Consider the following 18,312-nt stretch of genomic DNA (forward strand, 5'->3'; position numbering starts at 1 on the left):
CCTGAAGACTCGTCCCTGAACCGGGACGGCCTTGCTGTGGGCCGCGTAAAGCGGTGCGCAGCGCAACAGAACAGGACACTTCAAGATGAATTTCCTATGCGTGCGTGCCCTGGTGATGGGCGTGCTGGCGTGGCCGACGCTGGCGTCTGCGCTGACCCTGGATGAGGCCTTGCGCCTGGCGCAAAACAACGCGCCGTCGCTGACGGCTGAATCCTCCAAATTGCAGGCCGCGACCCAGGCGGCGATTCCGGCCGGCGAACTGCCGGACCCGAAACTGGTAGTAGGCCTGCAAAATTTCCCCGTCGGCGGGCCCAATCGCGGCACGTTGTATGGCGATGACATGACCGAGCAAATGATCGGCATCCAGCAACAAGTGCCCAGCCGCGACAAGCGCAAGGCACGGGTTGAGTTGGCGTCGGCCAGCGTGGACACGGCTGCCGCCGAAGGCCGGATCGAGCGCTTGAATGTGCGTCAGGCCACCGCCCAGGCGTGGATTCGCGCTTATGCGGTGGAGCGCAAAGAGGCACTGTTCAAGGACTTCTATCAGCAGAATCGCCTGCTGCAAGACACCGTGCGTGCGCAACTGGCCGGCGGTCGCGGGCAGCCTTCCGACGCTGTGATCCCGAAGCAGGAAGCGGCTGACCTGGCCGAGCGCGAGGATGAGCTGATCCAGCAACGCGCCCAGGCCCGGGCGGCCCTCAAGCGCTGGATCGGCCCGGCCGCCAGCGAAGCCCCCAGCGGGCAATTGCCGAACTGGAAAATCGACACCACCGGCTTCACCCACAACCTGCACCAGCACCCGGTTCTGCAAGCCTTTGCACCGCGCACCCGCGAGGCCGAAGCCCGGCTGAACGAGGCCAGGGCGCAAAAGACCTCGGACTGGAGTTGGGAAGTGGACTACCAGCACCGAGGCCGTGAGTACGGCGACATGGTCAGCCTGCAATTCACCTTCGATTTGCCGATCTTCCCCGGTCGCCGACAAAACCCCGGTATCGCCGCCAAGCAGGCCGAACTCGACCAACTGGACGCCGAACGCGAAGCCAAGACCCGTGAACATACCCAGGAACTCGAAGACGACCTGGCCAACTACCAGCGCCTGGACCGCGCCGTGCAGCGCAGCCAGGACAGCCTGGTGCCGCTGGCCGAGGAGAAAGTGTCGCTGAGCCTGGCGGGGTATCGCGCGGGCAAGGGCGACCTGATGAGCGTGGTCAGCGCCCGCCGCGAGTGGGTCGAGGCGCGCTTCAAACAGATTGATGCCATTGAACAGCGCGCCCTGACCGGCGCCCAGCTGTATTTTGCTTACGGGGAACCCGCCAATGAATAACCGAATCGTGAATATGGCCCTGTTGGGCGGCGTCCTGCTGCTGGGTCTGGGTGGCGGCTATTGGCTGGCGCAGACACGCGAGGCACAGCCGGCCATGGTCGGGACGATGCGGGCGCCGGACGAGAAAAAGGCGCTGTACTGGTACGACCCGATGTACCCGCAGCAAAAATTCGACAAGCCGGGCAAGTCGCCCTTCATGGACATGCAACTGGTGCCGCGCTACGCCGGTGGCGCCGAGGAGAGTACGGCGATTCAGATCGACCCCAGCCTGACCCAGAACATCGGCGTGCGCCTGGCGAGCGTCAGCCGTGGGGTGCTGGCGTCAAGTCTTGAGCTGTCGGGAATCCTCGCCTTCAACGACCGCGATGTGGCGGTGGTGCAGGCGCGCGCTGCGGGATTTGTCGAGCGGGTTTACGCCCGTGCGCCGGGGGATGTGCTCAAGGCTCAGGCGCCTCTGGCGGACATTCTGGTGCCCGAATGGGCCGCCGCTCAGGAAGAGTTCCTTGCTCTGCGACACAGCGATCCAGGTTTGTTGGCTGCCGCCCGCCAGCGTCTGCGCTTGAGCGGCATGCCCGCCGGGCTGATCACGCAGATGGAGCGCAGCGGCCGGGCGCAATCGGTGATGACCATCACCACCCCGCTGGGCGGCGCGTTGCAAACCCTCGACGTACGCGAAGGCATGACTGTCGCGGCGGGCCAAACCCTGGCGCGGGTCAATGGCCTGGGCACCGTGTGGCTGCAGGTCGCCGTGCCTGAAGCCCAGGGCGCCGCGCTGGCCGTTGGGCAAACGGTCGAGAGCCGTTTTGTCGGGTTGCCGGGACAGGTCGTCAAAGGCACCGTCGCCGCGATTCTGCCGGCAACTGCCATGGACAGCCGCACCGTGCAGGTTCGGGTCGAACTGCCCAACCCTGACGGTATGTTGCGCCCCGGTATGACCGCCCAGGTGCGCCTGGCCCAATCCAGCGGCCAATCGGTGCTGTTGCTGCCGAGCGAGGCGTTGATTCGCACCGGCAAACGCGTGCTGGTGATGGTGGCCGAGGAGGGCGGGCGATATCGCCCGGTAGAAGTCCAGGTAGGTGCAGAAAACCAGGACAACACCGTCATCCTCGCCGGCCTGCAGGAAGGCCAGCAGGTGGTGGCCTCCGGTCAATTTCTGCTGGACTCCGAAGCAAGTTTGAAGGGAATTACCACTCAATCGTCCGGCGGTTTTTCAGATGAGGGGGCCATGGACGGCATGAGCATGCAACCGGGAGCCCGGCCATGATCGCCCTGTTGATTCGCTGGTCGGTGGCCAACCGCTTTTTGGTGTTGTTGGCGACTTTATTCGTGACGGCCTGGGGTTTGTGGGCGATCCAGAACACCCCGGTGGACGCCTTGCCGGACCTGTCGGATGTGCAGGTGATCATCCGCACGCCGTACCCGGGCCAGGCCCCGCAGATTGTCGAGAACCAGGTCACTTACCCGATGACCACCACCATGCTCTCGGTGCCGGGGGCGAAGACCGTGCGTGGCTTTTCGTTCTTCGGCGACAGCTACGTCTACGTGCTGTTCGACGAGGGCACCGACCTGTATTGGGCGCGCTCGCGGGTGCTGGAATACCTGAGCCAGTTGCAGGCGCGTTTGCCGGCGTCGGCCAAGCCGGCGCTGGGCCCGGATGCCACCGGTGTCGGCTGGATCTACCAGTACGCGCTGGTGGACCGCACCGGCAAACACGACCTGGCGCAACTGCGCTCGTTGCAGGACTGGTTCCTCAAGTTCGAGCTCAAGACCCTGCCCAATGTCGCCGAAGTGGCGACCATCGGCGGCCAGGTCAAGCAGTACCAGGTGCAGATCGACCCGCTGGCCCTGGCCAGTCGCGGCATTACCCAGGCCCAGGTGGTGGAAGCCATCGGCAAGGCCAACCAGGAAACCGGCGGTTCGGTGCTGAACATGGGTGAGTCGGAATACATGGTGCGTGCGTCCGGCTACCTGAAAACCCTGGAGGACTTTCGCGGCATTCCCCTGCGGCTCGACACCCACAACGTGCCGGTGACCCTTGGGGATGTGGCGACGATCCAGCTGGGCCCGGACATGCGCCGGGGCATCAGTGAACTGGATGGCGAAGGCGAGGCGGTGGGCGGCGTGGTGATCCTGCGCAGCGGCAAGAACGCCCGCGAGGCCATCGCGGCGGTCAAGACCAAGCTGGAGCAACTGCAAACCAGCCTGCCGCCCGGGGTGGAAATCGTCACCACCTACGATCGCAGCAAACTCATCGATCGCGCCGTGGACAACCTCAGCCACAAGCTGCTCGAAGAGTTCCTGGTGGTGGCGCTGGTGTGCGGGATCTTCCTGTGGCACCTGCGCTCCTCGCTGGTGGCGATCATTTCGTTGCCGGTGGGGGTGTTGATTGCCTTTATCGTCATGCGCTTCCAGGGCATCAACGCGAACATCATGTCCCTGGGTGGGATTGCGATTGCCATCGGCGCGATGGTCGATGGCGCGGTGGTGATGATCGAGAATGCCCACAAGAAAATCGAAGCCTGGCACCACGCGCATCCGAACCAGGAATTGAAGGGGGAGGCGCATTGGAAGGTCATCACCGATGCGGCAGTGGAGGTGGGGCCGGCGTTGTTTTTCTGCCTGCTGATCATCACCTTGTCGTTTATCCCGGTGTTCACCCTGCAAGCCCAGGAAGGCCGCTTGTTCGGGCCGCTGGCCTACACCAAGACCTATGCCATGGCCGCTGCAGCGGGGTTGTCGGTGACCCTGATCCCGGTGCTGATGGGCTACTGGATTCGCGGGCGTATTCCCGATGAACAACGCAACCCGCTGAATCGCGGCCTGATCAAACTCTACCAACCGGCCCTCGACGCGGTGCTGCGCTGGCCGCGCATGACCTTGCTGGTCGCGCTGCTGATGGTCGCCAGTGCGCTATGGCCAGTGTCGCACCTGGGCGGTGAATTCCTGCCGCCGCTGGATGAGGGTGACCTGTTGTATATGCCGTCGGCGTTGCCTGGTTTGTCGACGCAAACTGCCGGCGCATTGCTGCAACGTACAGACCGCTTGATCAAGAGCGTGCCGGAAGTCGCCCACGTGTTCGGCAAGGCCGGCCGCGCCGAAACCGCCACCGACCCGGCGCCGCTGGAAATGTTCGAAACCACCATCGAGTTCAAGCCGCGAGACCAATGGCGGCCGGGCATGACCCCGGAAAAACTGGTGAAGGAACTCGACCGGGTGGTGCAGGTGCCGGGGCTGACCAACATCTGGATTCCGCCGATCCGCAACCGTATCGACATGCTCGCCACCGGGGTCAAAAGCCCGATCGGCGTGAAGGTCGCGGGTTCCAGCCTGATGGACATCGACGCCGTGACCCAGGCCGTGGAAAAGGTCGCCAAGACGGTGCCCGGCGTCAGCTCGGCGCTGGCGGAACGCCTGACGGGCGGGCGCTACATCGACGTGGATATCGACCGCCCGGCCGCCGCGCGTTATGGCCTGAGCATCACCGATGTGCAGTCCATTGTCTCCGGGGCGATTGGCGGGGAAAACATCGGCGAGACCGTCGAAGGCTTGGCGCGGTTTCCCATCAACCTGCGCTACCCGAAAGAATGGCGCGACTCGGTGAGCGCGTTGAGCAACCTGCCGATCTATACCCCGTCGGGCAGCCAGATCACCCTGGGCACCGTGGCCAGGATCAAGGTCAGCGAAGGCCCGCCGATGCTCAAGAGCGAAAACGCCCGGCCTTCCGGCTGGGTGTACATCGACGTGCGTGATCGCGACCTGGCGTCGGTGGTGAAGGACTTGCGCGAGGCGATCAACCAGAACGTGCAACTGCAACCGGGCATGAGCCTCAGCTACTCGGGGCAGTTCGAGTTCCTGGAGCGGGCCAATGCGCGCCTGAAACTGGTGGTGCCGGCGACCTTGCTGATCATCTTCGTGCTGCTGTACCTGACGTTCCGGCGGGTGGATGAGGCGCTGCTGATCCTCGCCACGTTGCCGTTCGCGCTGACGGGTGGGGTGTGGTTGCTGTACTGGCTGGGCTTCAACCTGTCGGTGGCGACTGGTGTTGGATTTATCGCGTTGGCGGGGGTGTCGGCGGAGTTCGGCGTGATCATGCTGCTGTATTTGAAAAACGCCTGGGCCGAACGCCAGGGAGGAGGGGACCAGGCCTTGCTGGAAGCCATCACCGAAGGTGCCGTATTACGCGTGCGGCCCAAGGCGATGACTGTGGCCGTAATCATCGCCGGCTTGCTGCCGATCCTTTTAGGCGGCGGCACCGGCAGCGAAGTCATGAGCCGGATTGCCGCGCCCATGATTGGCGGCATGCTCACAGCGCCCTTGCTCTCCCTCTTCGTCATCCCGGCGGCATATAGGCTAATGCGCAAATCCAAAAGCTAACGACAATCAAATGTGGGAGCGGGCTTGCTCGCGAAAGCGGTGTGTCAGTCGCCAGATGCCGTGGCTGACCCACCGCGTTCGCGAGCAAGCCCGCTCCCACATTTAGACCTCATTCAGCCTGACCCACCGCTCCTCCTTGGCCGCCACCCGAATCGCCGTGGCCAACCGCTCAATCTCCCAAGCCGCCGCAAAATCCGTCCCGTCACTGCCCTTGCCGGCCAACGCCATCACCAACTCATGCACCTCCAGCGTCTTCAACTCGTTGTACCCCAACTGATGCCCCGGCGCCGGACTGAACGCCGCATACCCTGGCAACGAAGGCCCCGCCAACACCCGCTGAAACCCCTCCTGCCCAACCCGAAACAGCTGCAATTCATTCAGCCGTTCCTGATCAAACAACAACGTGCCTCGGGTGCCACTGATCTCAAAGCTCAGGTGATTCTTATACCCATGCTTCAGCCAGCTACTGCTCACCGTCCCCCGTGCCCCATTGGCAAACCGCAACAACGCATGCACCTGGTCATCCACCGCAATCTCCCGCAGCGTCTCACTCCCGGCGGTGGCAGGCCGCTGCCCGTGCACCGTTTGCGTATCGGCACACACACTCACCACATCCCCCACCAAATAGCGCGCCATGGACAGTAAATGGCTGCCCAGATCCGCCAACGCACCGCCGGCATGTCCCACCTCACAGCGCCACGACCACGGCGACGCCGAATCCGCCATGAAATCCTCGCTGAACTCCCCCTGAAAACTGATGATCTCGCCCAACTCACCGCGGGCGATCAACTGCCGGGCCAAACCAATCATCGGGTTGTGCTGATAGTTGTAACCCACCCGCGTCACCACCCCGGCCTTGCTCGCCGCATCACGCATCGCGGCCGCCTGCTCCAGGCTCACCGCCAGCGGCTTCTCGCAATACACCGCCTTGCCTGCCGCCAGTGCAGCCATGGCCATGGGGTAGTGCAAATGGTTGGGAGTAGTGATGGCGACAACATCCACCTTGGGATCGTCAATCAACTGCTGCCAGTCGCCATGGGCCTGGGCAAACCCCCAGTCATTGGCGCAGCGTATTGCGCGCTCGGTATCGGCATCGGCCAGGGCGGCCAGCGTGAGCTTCACCGGCAGCTCGAACACCGCCCGCGCGTTATTGAACGCCAAGGCGTGGGCACGCCCCATAAAGCCTGTACCAATCAGGCCGATTCCGAGTTCGCGCATAGCCGGGTTCCTTCGAATTATTGTATTGAGGAGCCTATTTATGGAATAAATATTCCCAAAACTCAACACATAGAATAAAAATTCATTCCAGGGCTCTCCATTCATCCCGTGGCGAGGGAGCTTGCTCCCGCTGGGCTGCGCAGCGGCCCCAAAAAGCGTAGGAGCGCTGCGCACTCCAGCGGAAGCAAGCCCCCTCACCCCAACAGCCCCCCTCCACGGATCACCGCCGCTGATAGCACTACATTCAGCACCGACCCAAACCCCTCCAGTTAACAAAACATAACGTAGCGCCGATTGTCAGACGATTCCAAAGCCCGCTAGGATGGCCCAGCTTGCCCAAGGCGCTCTAGATTGCAGGTTTCAGGGCTCCCCACGGCAAGACGACCTAACAATAATAAATGGGAGAAAGGTCTATGAGTGAGCCTGTCATGGGTGTGGTGTTTTTCCGCCCGAAGGCCACGCGCAGGGTCGCATTGCTGGCCACAGCGCTCTCGTTGCTGGGGGTTGTCGCGTTGTCGACACCGGCCCATGCCGCCACAGAAACCACCGCCGCCGCGGTGTTCGCCATTGACTCCCCCAAGGCCGCCAAAAGCCTGATGATCGACGTGGTCCACGCAGGCAAGCGCCTGGTCGCGGTCGGTGATCGCGGGCACATCCTCTATTCCGACGACCAGGGTGTCACCTGGACCCAAGCCAAAGTCCCCACCCGGCAACTGCTGACCGCCGTGTTTTTCGCCGACGACCAACACGGCTGGGCGGTGGGCCATGACGCACAGATCCTCGCCACCACCGACGGCGGCGTGACCTGGACCCAACAATTCCAGGACCTCAAGCGCGAAGCACCGCTGCTCGACGTCTGGTTCAAGGATGCCAGCAACGGCTTTGCCGTGGGTGCCTACGGTGCGCTGATCGAAACCACCGACGGGGGCAAGACCTGGGACGACGTCAGCGACCGCCTCGACAACGAAGACCAATACCACCTCAACGCCATCGCCCAGGTGAAAGACGCCGGGCTGTTTATCGTCGGTGAGCAGGGCAGCATGTTCCGCTCCCATGACGAGGGGCAGACCTGGGAAAAACTCGAAGGCCCCTACGAGGGCTCGCTGTTCGGCGTGATCGGCACCGCCCAGGCGCAGACGCTGTTGGCCTACGGCCTGCGTGGCAACCTGTTCCGCTCCACGGATTTTGGCAGCACCTGGGAGCCGGTGGAGCTGAACGCCACTCGTGGCGCGCTGGAATTCGGTTTGTCGGGGGCGACCCTGCTGGACGACGGTTCCATCGTGGTGGTGGGCAACGGTGGCAGCGTGGTGGTCAGCCACGACGACGGCCTGACCTTCAGCGTATTCAATCGCCCGGACCGCATTTCGCTGTCGGCGGTCACCGCGGCGGGCAACGGCAACTTGATTCTGGCGGGGCAGGGCGGCGTTCGCGTGGCCAGTCCAACCGGCGCCGAGCCGACAAAACAATAAGAAGGCGGGGACACAATGAGCAGTCATCACAACGACAAGGCCACGTTTCTCGAGCGCCTGATTTTCAATAACCGCCCGGCAGTCATCACGATCTGCCTGCTGGTGAGTATTTTCCTGTTCTGGCAGGCGACGTTGATTCGCCCGTCCACCAGCTTCGAAAAAATGATCCCCCTCCAGCACCCCTTCATCGAGAGGATGATGGAGCACCGCAACGACCTGGCGAACCTGGGCAACACGGTGCGCATTTCGGTGGAGGCCAAGGACGGTGACATCTTCACGAAGGAGTACATGGAGACCCTGCGCCAGATCAACGATGAGGTGTTCTACATCTCCGGCGTCGACCGCTCCGGCCTCAAGTCCCTGTGGAGCCCCAGCGTGCGCTGGACCGAAGTTACCGAAGAAGGCTTTGCCGGCGGTGAAGTGATCCCGCAGAGCTACAACGGCTCGCCGGAAAGCCTCGACCAGTTGCGCAACAACGTGCTGAAGTCCGGGCAGGTCGGGCGGTTGGTGGCCAACGATTTCAAGTCGAGCATCGTCGACATTCCGCTGCTGGAGTCCTATCCGGACCCACAGGACCAGGGCAAGCTGCTGGCCCTGGACTACCGCAAGTTCTCCCATGAGCTCGAAGACAAGATCCGCGACAAGTTCGAAGCGCAGAACCCCAACGTCAAGATCCACATTGTCGGTTTCGCCAAGAAGGTCGGCGACCTGATCGACGGCCTGGTGATGGTGGTGATGTTCTTCGGTATCGCCTTCGTCATCACCCTGGTGCTGCTGCTGTGGTTCACCAACTGCCTGCGCAGTACCGTCGCGGTGTTGAGCACCACGCTGGTGGCGGTGATCTGGCAGCTCGGGCTGATGCATGCCCTGGGTTTCGGGCTGGATCCCTACTCGATGCTCGTGCCGTTCCTGATCTTCGCCATCGGTATTTCCCACGGCGTACAGAAGATCAACGGCATCGCCCTGCAATCCAGTGATGCCGACAACGCCCTGACCGCGGCCCGGCGTACCTTCCGCCAGCTGTTCCTGCCGGGCATGATCGCGATCCTCGCCGATGCGGTCGGTTTTATCACCCTGTTGATCATCGATATCGGCGTGATCCGCGAGCTGGCAATCGGTGCTTCGGTGGGGGTGGCGGTCATCGTGTTCACCAACCTGATCCTGCTGCCGGTGGCGATCTCCTATGTCGGCATCAGCAAACGCGCCATCGCCAAGAGCAAGAAGGATGCGCACCGCGAACACCCGTTCTGGCGCCTGCTGTCGAAGTTCGCCAGCCCTAGGGTCGCGCCGGTGTCGATTGCCCTGGCGCTGATCGCCTTTGGTGGCGGCCTCTGGTACAGCCAGAACCTGAAGATCGGTGACCTCGATCAGGGTGCACCGGAACTGCGCCCGGACTCGCGCTACAACAAGGACAACAATTTCATCATCAACAACTACTCCACCAGCTCCGACGTGCTGGTGGTGATGGTCAAGACTCCGCCCGAAGGCTGCTCGCGGTATGAAGCCATGGCGCCCATCGACCAGTTGATGTGGAAGATGCAGAACACCGAAGGCGTGCAGTCGGCCATCTCGCTGGTGACCGTGTCCAAACAGATGATCAAGGGCATGAACGAGGGCAACCTGAAATGGGAAACCCTGTCGCGCAACCCGGACGTGCTGAACAACTCCATTGCCCGTGCCGATGGCCTGTATAACAACAACTGTTCGCTGGCGCCGGTGCTGGTGTTCCTCAACGACCACAAGGCCGAAACCCTCGACCGCGCGGTGCATGCGGTGCAGGACTTCGCCAAGGAGAACAACAAGGACGGCCTGGAATTCATCCTCGCCGCCGGTAACGCCGGGATCGAGGCGGCCACCAACGAGGTGATCAAGGAGTCCGAGCTGACCATCCTGATCCTGGTGTACCTGTGCGTGGCCACCATGTGCATGATCACCTTCCGCTCGTGGGCGGCGACCCTGTGCATCGTGCTGCCGCTGGTGCTGACCTCGGTGCTGGGCAACGCGCTGATGGCGTTCATGGGCATCGGTGTCAAGGTCGCGACCTTGCCGGTGGTGGCGCTGGGGGTGGGGATCGGCGTGGACTACGGCATCTACATCTACAGCCGCCTGGAGAGTTTCCTGCGGGCCGGCCTGCCGTTGCAGGAAGCCTATTACCAGACGCTCAAGTCCACCGGTAAAGCCGTGCTGTTCACCGGCCTGTGCCTGGCAATCGGCGTATGCACCTGGATCTTCTCGGCCATCAAGTTCCAGGCCGACATGGGGCTGATGCTGACCTTCATGCTGCTGTGGAACATGTTCGGCGCGTTGTGGCTGCTGCCGGCGCTGGCACGCTTCCTGATCAAGCCCGAGAAGCTGGCGGGGCAGAAGGGCAATTCGCTGTTCGCCCACTGATCCAACGCTGTTTGCCAAAACGCCGTGGCCTGTGCCACGGCGTTTTGCATTGCGCGGGCTTAGGCCGATGCAACGATTTGACCTATCATGAGGTCTTTCCTCTTGATGATTGATGGTTATGACTGCCGACACCGCTACCTTGCCCGACGCTTTTGAAGACTGCCAGATGGTCGAAATCGATGGCCTGCACAGCTTCGATTTCAGCCTGGATGACCAGACGTTATCGATCATCTGCATGGACGGTCGCGCCGAGAAGCGCTGGAGTTTCACCCTGGAGCAAGTCAAGGCGGCGACCTTTGATCAAACCCTGCAAAGCTGGACCCTTACCGGTGACTCGGGCGAACACCGCCTGGTCTGCATGAGCGGCGTCACCGGCAACAATAATGACGAGGATGAAGCGGATGATGATGCGTAAATTCTGGCCCCTGCTGATGGCCGGCAGCGTAGGCGCAATGTCGGTCCAGGCTGCGCCGGTGGACACCTATGAGTTGCTGGTGGGCAGCTACACCGCCGGCACCAGTGAAGGTATCTACCGCTTGCAGTTCGACAGCCGTACCGGGCAGTTCAACGGCCAGCCGGTGCTCGCCGCCAAGGCGGCCAACCCGTCGTGGCTGACCCTGTCCAAGGACCAGAAGCACCTGTTTGTGGTAAACGAAAACGGCCCGGGCCAAAAAGACCCGGTGGGGCGCGTCAGCAGCTACAGCATCGACCCGAAGAACCATCAACTGACCCTGATCAACCAGGTGCAGAGCCTGGGCAACGAGCCGACCCATTCCAGCCTGGCCAGTGATGGGCGCTATCTGTTCGTGGCCAACTATTCGGTGCTGGAAGATCCGGGAGGAAGCCTCGCGGTGTTGCCGGTAGATGCCCAGGGCAAGCTGTCGCCGCCGGTGCAGTTGAGCGGGCACCCGGCCAGCCGGGTCAACCCGGAGCGTCAGGCGTCCAACCACGTGCATTCGGTAGTGTCTTCGCCGGACGGCAAATACGTGTTTGTCCAGGACCTGGGGGCGGACAAGATCTTTGCCTACCACTACGACCCCAAGGCCAACCATGAACTGCCGCTGACCCCGGCGGCCCCTGCGTTTGTGCAATTGCCACCGGGCAGCGGCCCGCGGCACCTGCTGTTCACCGCAGACGGCAAGCACGCGTGGCTGACCACCGAGATGAGCGCGCAAGTGGCGGTGTTCGACTACAACGATGGCAAGCTGACCCAGAAGCAACTGGTCAACTTCGCGGATGGCCAGCCGGTGTCCGACAAGGCCGGTGCTGCACTGCACACCTCAAGCGACGGCAAGTTCCTCTACGTGAGCAACCGTGGCACCGCCAACCAGATGCTGGTGTTTGCCATCGACCCGGCCACTGCGCAGCTCAAAGAGATCCAGCGCCGATCGGTGGAAGGTGACCATCCCCGGGAGTTCGCCCTGGACCCCAGCGGCAAGTTCCTGCTGATCGCCAACCAGAAGAGCAACGAGATTGTGGTCGTCGAGCGCGATCCCAAGACCGGTCTTTTGGGCAAAACCGTGCAGAAACTGGCGATTGATGCCCCCAGCGACCTCAAGTTCCTGGTGCGGCAATAAGCCACAGGCCCCGCAGTGCGGGGCCTGACTTGTTGTATTAATACTATTAATAGCGGCTAGTGTTTCAATGAATTTCTAAGGCTAACCCCTCGGGCGTAAGTTTGGTTCCAAGGCCAACACAGGCCACCAAGCCAACCGAACACAAGGGTTACCGACATGAACTTCAATCTTTTCTCGATCATCGCCGCTTCCGCTGTTTCCGCCACCGTAGCGTTGCCAGCCAGCGCCAGTGTTGAAATCAGCAGCAAAAAAACCAGCACCAGCGCCTACACCCAGAAATACCTGCAACAAAGCGCCAACTTCTACGCAGCGCTGGACCACAAAATCCAGAACTGATCTTGAAGCTGATGAAGATCAAATGTGGGAGCGGGCTTGCTCGCGAAAGCGCCGGGTCAGTCTATACATGGGCTGACTGATACACCGCCTTCGCGAGCAAGCCCGCTCCCACATTTTGTCCTGCGACAGTCTCAGGTTTTTGCCATCACGGCGATGAACAACGGCGATTCCAGGAAGCGCTGCAACCAGCCCTGCAATCGCGGATAGGGCGCCTGGCCAAACCACTCCCGATCCACATGGGCAAACTGCCGCACAAACGGCGCAAGTGCCACATCCGCCAGGCTCAAATGCCCGGCCAGCAAATACTCCCGCTCCGCCAGCAACCCCTCCAGCTTCATCAAAAACACCTCACCCTCGGCCCGATAATGCTCCATCGGATACTCCGGATGGCGCTCGGCATACTTGTATCGATTCAATTGATGTTTGAAGCCCTGATCATTCTCTTCAATCAGCGCCTGCGTCGCCCGATCATCCCCAAGCAACCAACCCTCAGGATCGTTCTGTGCCAGTGCCCAGCGCATGATCGCCAGGCTTTCATCGATCACCCGGCCATCCACGCTCAGCACCGGCACCGTGCCTTTGGGTGACAACGCGAGCATCTCAGCCGGCTTGGCCTTGAGGCTGACCTCGATGATCTGCACCGCCAGCCCTGAATACCGCAGGGCCATCCGCGCCCGCATTGCATAGGGGCAACGGCGGAACGAATACAACACGGCCTCGCTCACTTGACCTCCAGGGTGCTCAAGCCATTGCCCTGGCGCTTGACCTGAATCTGCACCGGAATCCGCTCGTGCATTTCCTGCACATGGGAAATCACCGCGACCTTGCGGCCCTGGGCCTGCAAGCCGTCGAGGGCGTCCATCGCCAGTTGCAGCGACTCGGGGTCGAGACTGCCGAAGCCTTCGTCGATAAACAGCGACTCGATCTTCAACGTGCTCGACGCCATCGACGCCAGGCCCAAGGCCAGCGCCAGCGACACCAGGAACGTCTCGCCGCCGGACAACGAGTGCACCGAACGCAGTTCGTCGCCCATCTCCGTGTCGAGTACCAGCAGGCCGAGCATGCTGCCGCCGCGCTTGAGGCGGTAGCGGCGCACCAGTTGGCGCAGTTGGACGTTGGCGTGGTGCACCAGCAGGTCGAGGTTGTAGGCCTGGGCGATCTTGCGGAAGGTATCGCCGGTGGCCGAACCGATCAGCGCGTTCAGGCGTGCCCAGCGTTGCCATTCGTCGTAGGCCTTGGCGATCTCGGCCGCCAAGGCCTGGTTGGCATCCTGGCGGCGCTGGTCGTCGGCCTGTTGGGCGCGCAGTTCGGCGCAGTGTTTTTCGCCAATGATCAGCGCGGCATTGAGTTCGGCCAGGGCGCTGTCCAGTTGCTCGGCGTCGAGGTTGCCGTTGTGCAGCGCCTGGTGATCCTTGAGCCGCTGTTCGCGCTCTTGCAGCAACACCTTGGCCTGCTCGATGGCTTTTTCGCTGTGTTGCAGTTGCTGGCGTAGCTCGGCCACCTGCGGCTCATCGAAGGCCACCAGGCGCGCCAGGCCTTCGTCATCGAGTTCCGGGTGCAACGCGCGCCAGTCGCTCAGGCGCGTAGTGAGGGCCGCGTGTTCGGTTTCCAGGGACTGTTGGCGTTCTTGCAGCGATTTGAGGTCGGCGGCCAGTTGGATCAACTGGTTGCGGGTGTCCTGCAACTGCTGGTTGGCCTCGCTCTCATGCTGGCGAGCCTGCTCGACGGCCTGGTCCAGCTGCTGTTGCCAGTGCTCGGCGCTGGGGCTTTCGCCCAGCAGACCGGCGAGCTTTTCCTCGGCGGCGTGTTGCAGGGCGCTCTGTTCGGCGAGCTGTTTGTGCAAAGTCTCCAGCTGCTGCTGGCGATGTTGCTGGCGGTCCTGCTCTTTCTCGATGGCTTGCTGGCGCTGCAGCTGCTCGGCCAATTCTTCCTTTTGGTTGTCGAGCTGTTCCAGGCGCTGGCTGACCTGCTGGTCGAGCAACATGAAGGTCGCCGCCGGCTCGCTGCGCAGGCCTTCGAGGGTCTCGGTGGGCAGCAGGCTGGCGAAGGCGTTGAGTTCTTCGTCCAGGCGTTCGCGGTCGTTGGACAGTTCCCGTTGCTGGTCGATCAGTAACTGGCGCGCCTGTTGGCTGGCGTCCTGAGCGGCTTGCAGTTGTTGCTGCAAACGCCCGGCGTTCTGTTGCAGGTTGAGCAGGGCGCCCTGGCGTTGCTCGTCCTGGGTGAGGCTCTGGCTGAGCTGGCTCAGTTGCTGGGCGAGCCAGGCGTCGCGCTTGGCCGCGTCCTGGTTGAACAGCGAGGCCGACAGCGGATGGGCTTCAAGGCTTGGCAGCAAGGCCTGCAACTGGCTGGCGAGTTGCTCCTGTTGTTGCAGGAATTCCTTTTGCTGGGCGATCAGGCCGCCCACTTCGCCACGCAGGTCAGTGAGTTTTTCCTTGAGCACATCCACGGCTTGCTGCGCGTTGGCTTCTTCGCTTTCGTCGTGGCGGGTCAGGCTTTGCAGCATGGCTTCGGGCTGGTGATACGGGTGCTCGACACTGCCGCACACCGGGCACGGCTGCTCATCCTGCAGCTGGCCGCGCAACTCTTCGACGCTGGCACTGCGGGCCAGGCGCTGGCGCTCCAGCAGTTGCTTGGTGACGGTCAGGGTCTGTTCGGCGACGGCCAACTCGGCCTTGGCCTGCAAGCCGCTCTGGTTCAACAGTTCGCGTTGTTGCTGGGCGAGGGTCTGCTTTTGCGTCAGGGCCTGGCTCTGGCTGTCGAGTTGCTGATGGCTGTTCCACAGCCGCGCCAGGTCCTCAAACGCGCGATGTTGCTTGCGGTTGTCCTGGAGCAGGCTGCCGAGCAACTGGATCTGTTCGGCCACTGCATGGGGTTCGGCGCCGGCTTCGTGGTACAGCAGGTCAAGGGCTTCGCGTTGCTCGGTCCATTTTTCACCGAGACGGGTGGCGCGCTCTTCCAGTTGTGGCAGTTCGGCCTGGCCTTTATTGAGGCGATTGCCGATCAGCATCAGCTGTTGCAAGCGGTCGCGGTAGGCGCTCCAGGCCTCACTCAACGGCGCGAGGGCGGCGCTGCGTTCAAGCTCTGCGGCGAGCCGGTGCAGGCGCTCGGCGACAACTTTCTGCTTGTCGAGCAAGCCGGTCAACGTCGCCTGGCCTTCCACGCAGGCAGCTTCACCCAGCTGTTTCTCTTCGCTGCGTTTGGCCAGCTCACGGGTCAAGTGGGCGAGGGTGGTTTGCTCCTCGAAGGCCTGGCGCAGCAAGGGCACAGCGTCGGCTTGCTGCTTGAGGGCCTGGGCGAGGGCGGCTTGCACGTCGGCCTGTTGCTGTTGCAGTTGAGTCTGGCGGGTGTGCAGCGCGGTTTGTTGCTCAAGGTGCTGCTGGATCTGCGCGGCAAGGGGCTGCAGCTGCGTGGTCAGTTCGGCCTGGCGGGCGAAGTGGTGACGTTGCGGCGCCAGTTGTTCCAGGCGGCTGAGGTCCAGGCGCTGCGGGCCCTGGCTTGCCCAGTGTTGCTGGGCCTGTTGCAGTTGCTCGACCGCGCCTTGTTGGCGCTCCTGCCATTCCCGCAGTTCCTTCAGCCAGGTGTGCTGCAACTCGAGTTGCTTGAGTTGCGCCTGCTGGGTCTTGAGCTGTTGCTGTGCGGCGGCCAGCTGTTCGTCGAGTTCGGCGCGGGCCTCGGGGGCCAGCGGGGTGACGCCGGTAGCCTGGTCCTGCAGGTGTTTGTGGGCGTCCCGGGCGTCCTTGGCCTTGTCGAAGGCGCGGCGACCGAGTTGGGTGTAGAGCGCAGTGTCGGTGAGCTTTTCCAGCAGTTCGCTGCGCTCGTTGTCGTTGGCCTTGAGGAACGCGCTGAACTCACTTTGCGCGAGCAACACCGCGCGGGTGAACTGCTCGAAGTTCAGGCCCAGGGCCAATTCCAGCTGGGTCTTGTATTCGGTTTTCTGGCTGGCCAGCAGCTGCTCGCTGTCCAGGTCGATCAGGCTTTGCCGGCTGGCTTGCAGCTTGCCGCTGGCCTTGTCCCGGGCGCGGTTGGCTTCCCAGCGGGCGCGGTAGCGACGGTCACTGACGCCGACAAAATCCACTTCGGCATAACCGCCGCCAGTGCCCCGGCGAATCAGGGTGCGTGGGTCACCGATGGAAATATCGGTGTCGGCATCCGGCATTTTTGCCTGGCCGGTATCGCCCAGGCGCGGCACGGCGCCAAACAGCGCCAGGCACAGCGCATCGAGCAAGGTACTTTTGCCGGCGCCGGTGGGCCCGGTAATCGCGAACAGCCCGGCGCTGGCCAGGGGCTCGGCGGTAAAGTCGATTTCAAACGGACCCGCCAAAGAGGCGAGGTTTTTCAGGCGAATGGCGAGGATCTTCATGGCTGTTCGCCCTCCTGTTGTACTTCCTGGAGCAGCACGGCGAAGTCCTTCAGGGTCTGTTCGTCCACTTCACTGCCGTAGCTTTCCTGCCAGGCGCGGCTGAACAATTCCTGGGGCGTGAGTTGGTCGAGTTCGATCAGGCGGTCTTCCTGGCTGTCTTCACGGCCTCCGTTGCCTGCGTATTCAGCGGCGATGCGCACCAGGCGCACGGCCTTGCCTTGCAGGGCGTTTTCCACCTGCTGGCGCAGGTCGGGTTGCGGTTCGTCGAGGCGCACCCGCACTTCCAGCCACGGTTGGCGCTGGGTTTCGGCCAGCAGGTCGATGTCGGGCAGGTCGGCCAGTTGCTTGAGGATGTCGGCCAGGGGCGCGGCTTCCAGGCGTTGCAGGTTGACCGAGCGCGGGATCAGCCGGGATTCGACGCTGACCAGGGTTTCGCCGTCCAGCTGCACGTCGAGGATCTGGTGCTGGTAGCCGATTTCCGAGAATGACAGCGGAATCGGTGAGCCGCAGTAGCGAATCCGCTCCTCGCCATTCACCCGCTGGGGTTTATGCAAATGGCCGAGGGCCACATAGCTGACGCTGGCATCGAACAGGCTCGCCGGCAGCGCTTCGGCATTGCCGATGATCAGGCTGCGCTCGGAGTCTTCCGACACCGAGCCGCCGGCCATGTGCGCATGGCTGATGGCAACCAGTGCCTGGCCCGGCTGGCGCTTGGCATTGGCGGCAGCAATCAGCCACTCGTGAACCTGGCCGATGCCCCGCAGGTAATCGTCCCCCAGTTGGGCGCCGGTCACTTCGGCCGGGCGCAGGAACGGCAATGCCAGGCACCAGCCGGCAATTTCACCGTCGGCACCGGGCAATGGAATCAGCAGGCGTTCGACATCCAGTTGTCCGTCATCCAGCCACAGCACCCGGCCCAGGGCGTGGGTGCGCAGGCGGCGCATCAACGGCGCCGGCAGTTCGATGCGCGAGCCGGAGTCGTGGTTGCCGGCGATCATCACGATGGTCAGTGCAGGGTTTTGCTCATGGGCGCTGATGATGAAGTCGTACAGCCGCTCCTGGGCCTTGAGTGGCGGGTTGACCGTGTCGAAAATATCGCCGGCGATCAACAGCACGTCAGGGCGATGCAGGCCCAACTGGCCCAGCAGCCAGTCGAGGAAGCAGGCGTGTTCGAAGTCGCGTTCCTGGCCGTGCAGGTTTTGCCCAAGGTGCCAGTCGGAGGTATGAAACAGACGCAAGGCGATCTCCGTAAAAAAGAGGGTG

The 18,312-nt window shown here is 62.8% G+C and carries 12 protein-coding genes; 8 read left to right on the plus strand and 4 right to left on the minus strand.

Annotated features, from left to right (window positions below; genetic code table 11):
- The first annotated feature begins 85 nt into the window (after positions 1-85).
- Genes ACIOMR_RS15090 through ACIOMR_RS15100 form a run of 3 tightly spaced genes read left to right on the plus strand, consistent with a single transcriptional unit; the run spans position 86 to position 5,698 of the window.
- On the plus strand, positions 86-1,324 hold the full coding sequence (locus tag ACIOMR_RS15090; RefSeq protein WP_401194969.1) for a TolC family protein: 1,239 nt from the start codon (positions 86-88) through the stop codon (positions 1,322-1,324).
- On the plus strand, positions 1,317-2,588 hold the full coding sequence (locus ACIOMR_RS15095) for an efflux RND transporter periplasmic adaptor subunit (protein WP_401194972.1): 1,272 nt from the start codon (positions 1,317-1,319) through the stop codon (positions 2,586-2,588). The genes ACIOMR_RS15090 and ACIOMR_RS15095 overlap by 8 nt, the downstream gene beginning before the upstream one ends.
- Entirely contained in the window at positions 2,585-5,698 is a 3,114-nt protein-coding gene (locus tag ACIOMR_RS15100; RefSeq protein ID WP_401194975.1) for an efflux RND transporter permease subunit, read from the plus strand. The genes ACIOMR_RS15095 and ACIOMR_RS15100 overlap by 4 nt, the downstream gene beginning before the upstream one ends.
- Positions 5,699-5,800: 102 nt before the next feature.
- On the opposite strand, the gene ACIOMR_RS15105 is transcribed toward ACIOMR_RS15100, so the two are convergent.
- Positions 5,801-6,916, minus strand: coding sequence for a Gfo/Idh/MocA family protein (locus tag ACIOMR_RS15105; RefSeq protein WP_087694111.1), 1,116 nt, complete (start codon positions 6,914-6,916; stop codon positions 5,801-5,803).
- A gap of 428 nt (positions 6,917-7,344) precedes the next feature.
- On the opposite strand from ACIOMR_RS15105, the gene ACIOMR_RS15110 reads away from it, so the two are divergent.
- The 5 genes from ACIOMR_RS15110 (at position 7,345) to ACIOMR_RS15130 (ending at position 12,689) form a co-directional block, all read left to right on the plus strand.
- Entirely contained in the window at positions 7,345-8,385 is a 1,041-nt protein-coding gene (locus ACIOMR_RS15110) for a YCF48-related protein (protein ID WP_008435949.1), read from the plus strand.
- Positions 8,386-8,400: 15 nt separating this feature from the next.
- Positions 8,401-10,776: an RND family transporter gene (locus tag ACIOMR_RS15115; protein ID WP_401194978.1), complete on the plus strand. Its 2,376-nt coding sequence runs from the start codon at positions 8,401-8,403 to the stop codon at positions 10,774-10,776.
- Positions 10,777-10,894: 118 nt separating this feature from the next.
- Positions 10,895-11,191 carry a DUF5629 family protein gene (locus ACIOMR_RS15120; protein WP_177055131.1) on the plus strand — a complete coding sequence of 99 codons (297 nt, stop codon included), beginning with the start codon at positions 10,895-10,897 and terminating at the stop codon, positions 11,189-11,191.
- The gene (locus tag ACIOMR_RS15125; protein WP_401194981.1) at positions 11,178-12,353 is read left to right on the plus strand and encodes a lactonase family protein; all 1,176 of its coding nucleotides are present in this window, start codon (positions 11,178-11,180) and stop codon (positions 12,351-12,353) included. The genes ACIOMR_RS15120 and ACIOMR_RS15125 overlap by 14 nt, the downstream gene beginning before the upstream one ends.
- A gap of 156 nt (positions 12,354-12,509) precedes the next feature.
- Positions 12,510-12,689, plus strand: coding sequence for a hypothetical protein (locus ACIOMR_RS15130; protein ID WP_003211212.1), 180 nt, complete (start codon positions 12,510-12,512; stop codon positions 12,687-12,689).
- Between the two features lie 131 nt (positions 12,690-12,820).
- Here the strand turns inward: ACIOMR_RS15130 and ACIOMR_RS15135 are convergent, their stop codons facing one another.
- From ACIOMR_RS15135 to ACIOMR_RS15145, 3 genes are read right to left on the minus strand one after another with little or no spacing between them, the layout of a single operon-like run.
- Positions 12,821-13,414: a glutathione S-transferase gene (locus ACIOMR_RS15135; protein WP_401194983.1), complete on the minus strand. Its 594-nt coding sequence runs from the start codon at positions 13,412-13,414 to the stop codon at positions 12,821-12,823.
- On the minus strand, positions 13,411-17,049 hold the full coding sequence (locus ACIOMR_RS15140; RefSeq protein ID WP_401194986.1) for an AAA family ATPase: 3,639 nt from the start codon (positions 17,047-17,049) through the stop codon (positions 13,411-13,413). The genes ACIOMR_RS15135 and ACIOMR_RS15140 overlap by 4 nt, the downstream gene beginning before the upstream one ends.
- Positions 17,046-18,287 (minus strand): exonuclease SbcCD subunit D C-terminal domain-containing protein, encoded by a 1,242-nt coding sequence (locus ACIOMR_RS15145; protein ID WP_177055134.1) that lies wholly within the window; start codon positions 18,285-18,287, stop codon positions 17,046-17,048. The genes ACIOMR_RS15140 and ACIOMR_RS15145 overlap by 4 nt, the downstream gene beginning before the upstream one ends.
- Positions 18,288-18,312 lie beyond the last annotated feature (25 nt).

The sequence above is a fragment of the Pseudomonas sp. NPDC087814 genome (assembly GCF_044742865.1).
In the GTDB taxonomy this organism is placed as follows: domain Bacteria; phylum Pseudomonadota; class Gammaproteobacteria; order Pseudomonadales; family Pseudomonadaceae; genus Aquipseudomonas.

What these genes read in the sequence shown, in the direction of transcription:
- ACIOMR_RS15140 (WP_401194986.1), bottom strand. Translation starts at nt 17,049, where the DNA reads ATGAAGATCCTCGCCATTCGCCTGAAAAACCTCGCCTCTTTGGCGGGT.
- ACIOMR_RS15130 (WP_003211212.1), top strand. Translation starts at nt 12,510, where the DNA reads ATGAACTTCAATCTTTTCTCGATCATCGCCGCTTCCGCTGTTTCCGCC.
- ACIOMR_RS15110 (WP_008435949.1), top strand. Translation starts at nt 7,345, where the DNA reads ATGGGTGTGGTGTTTTTCCGCCCGAAGGCCACGCGCAGGGTCGCATTG.
- ACIOMR_RS15115 (WP_401194978.1), top strand. Translation starts at nt 8,401, where the DNA reads ATGAGCAGTCATCACAACGACAAGGCCACGTTTCTCGAGCGCCTGATT.
- ACIOMR_RS15095 (WP_401194972.1), top strand. Translation starts at nt 1,317, where the DNA reads ATGAATAACCGAATCGTGAATATGGCCCTGTTGGGCGGCGTCCTGCTG.
- ACIOMR_RS15125 (WP_401194981.1), top strand. Translation starts at nt 11,178, where the DNA reads ATGATGATGCGTAAATTCTGGCCCCTGCTGATGGCCGGCAGCGTAGGC.
- ACIOMR_RS15100 (WP_401194975.1), top strand. Translation starts at nt 2,585, where the DNA reads ATGATCGCCCTGTTGATTCGCTGGTCGGTGGCCAACCGCTTTTTGGTG.
- ACIOMR_RS15120 (WP_177055131.1), top strand. Translation starts at nt 10,895, where the DNA reads ATGACTGCCGACACCGCTACCTTGCCCGACGCTTTTGAAGACTGCCAG.
- ACIOMR_RS15105 (WP_087694111.1), bottom strand. Translation starts at nt 6,916, where the DNA reads ATGCGCGAACTCGGAATCGGCCTGATTGGTACAGGCTTTATGGGGCGT.
- ACIOMR_RS15090 (WP_401194969.1), top strand. Translation starts at nt 86, where the DNA reads ATGAATTTCCTATGCGTGCGTGCCCTGGTGATGGGCGTGCTGGCGTGG.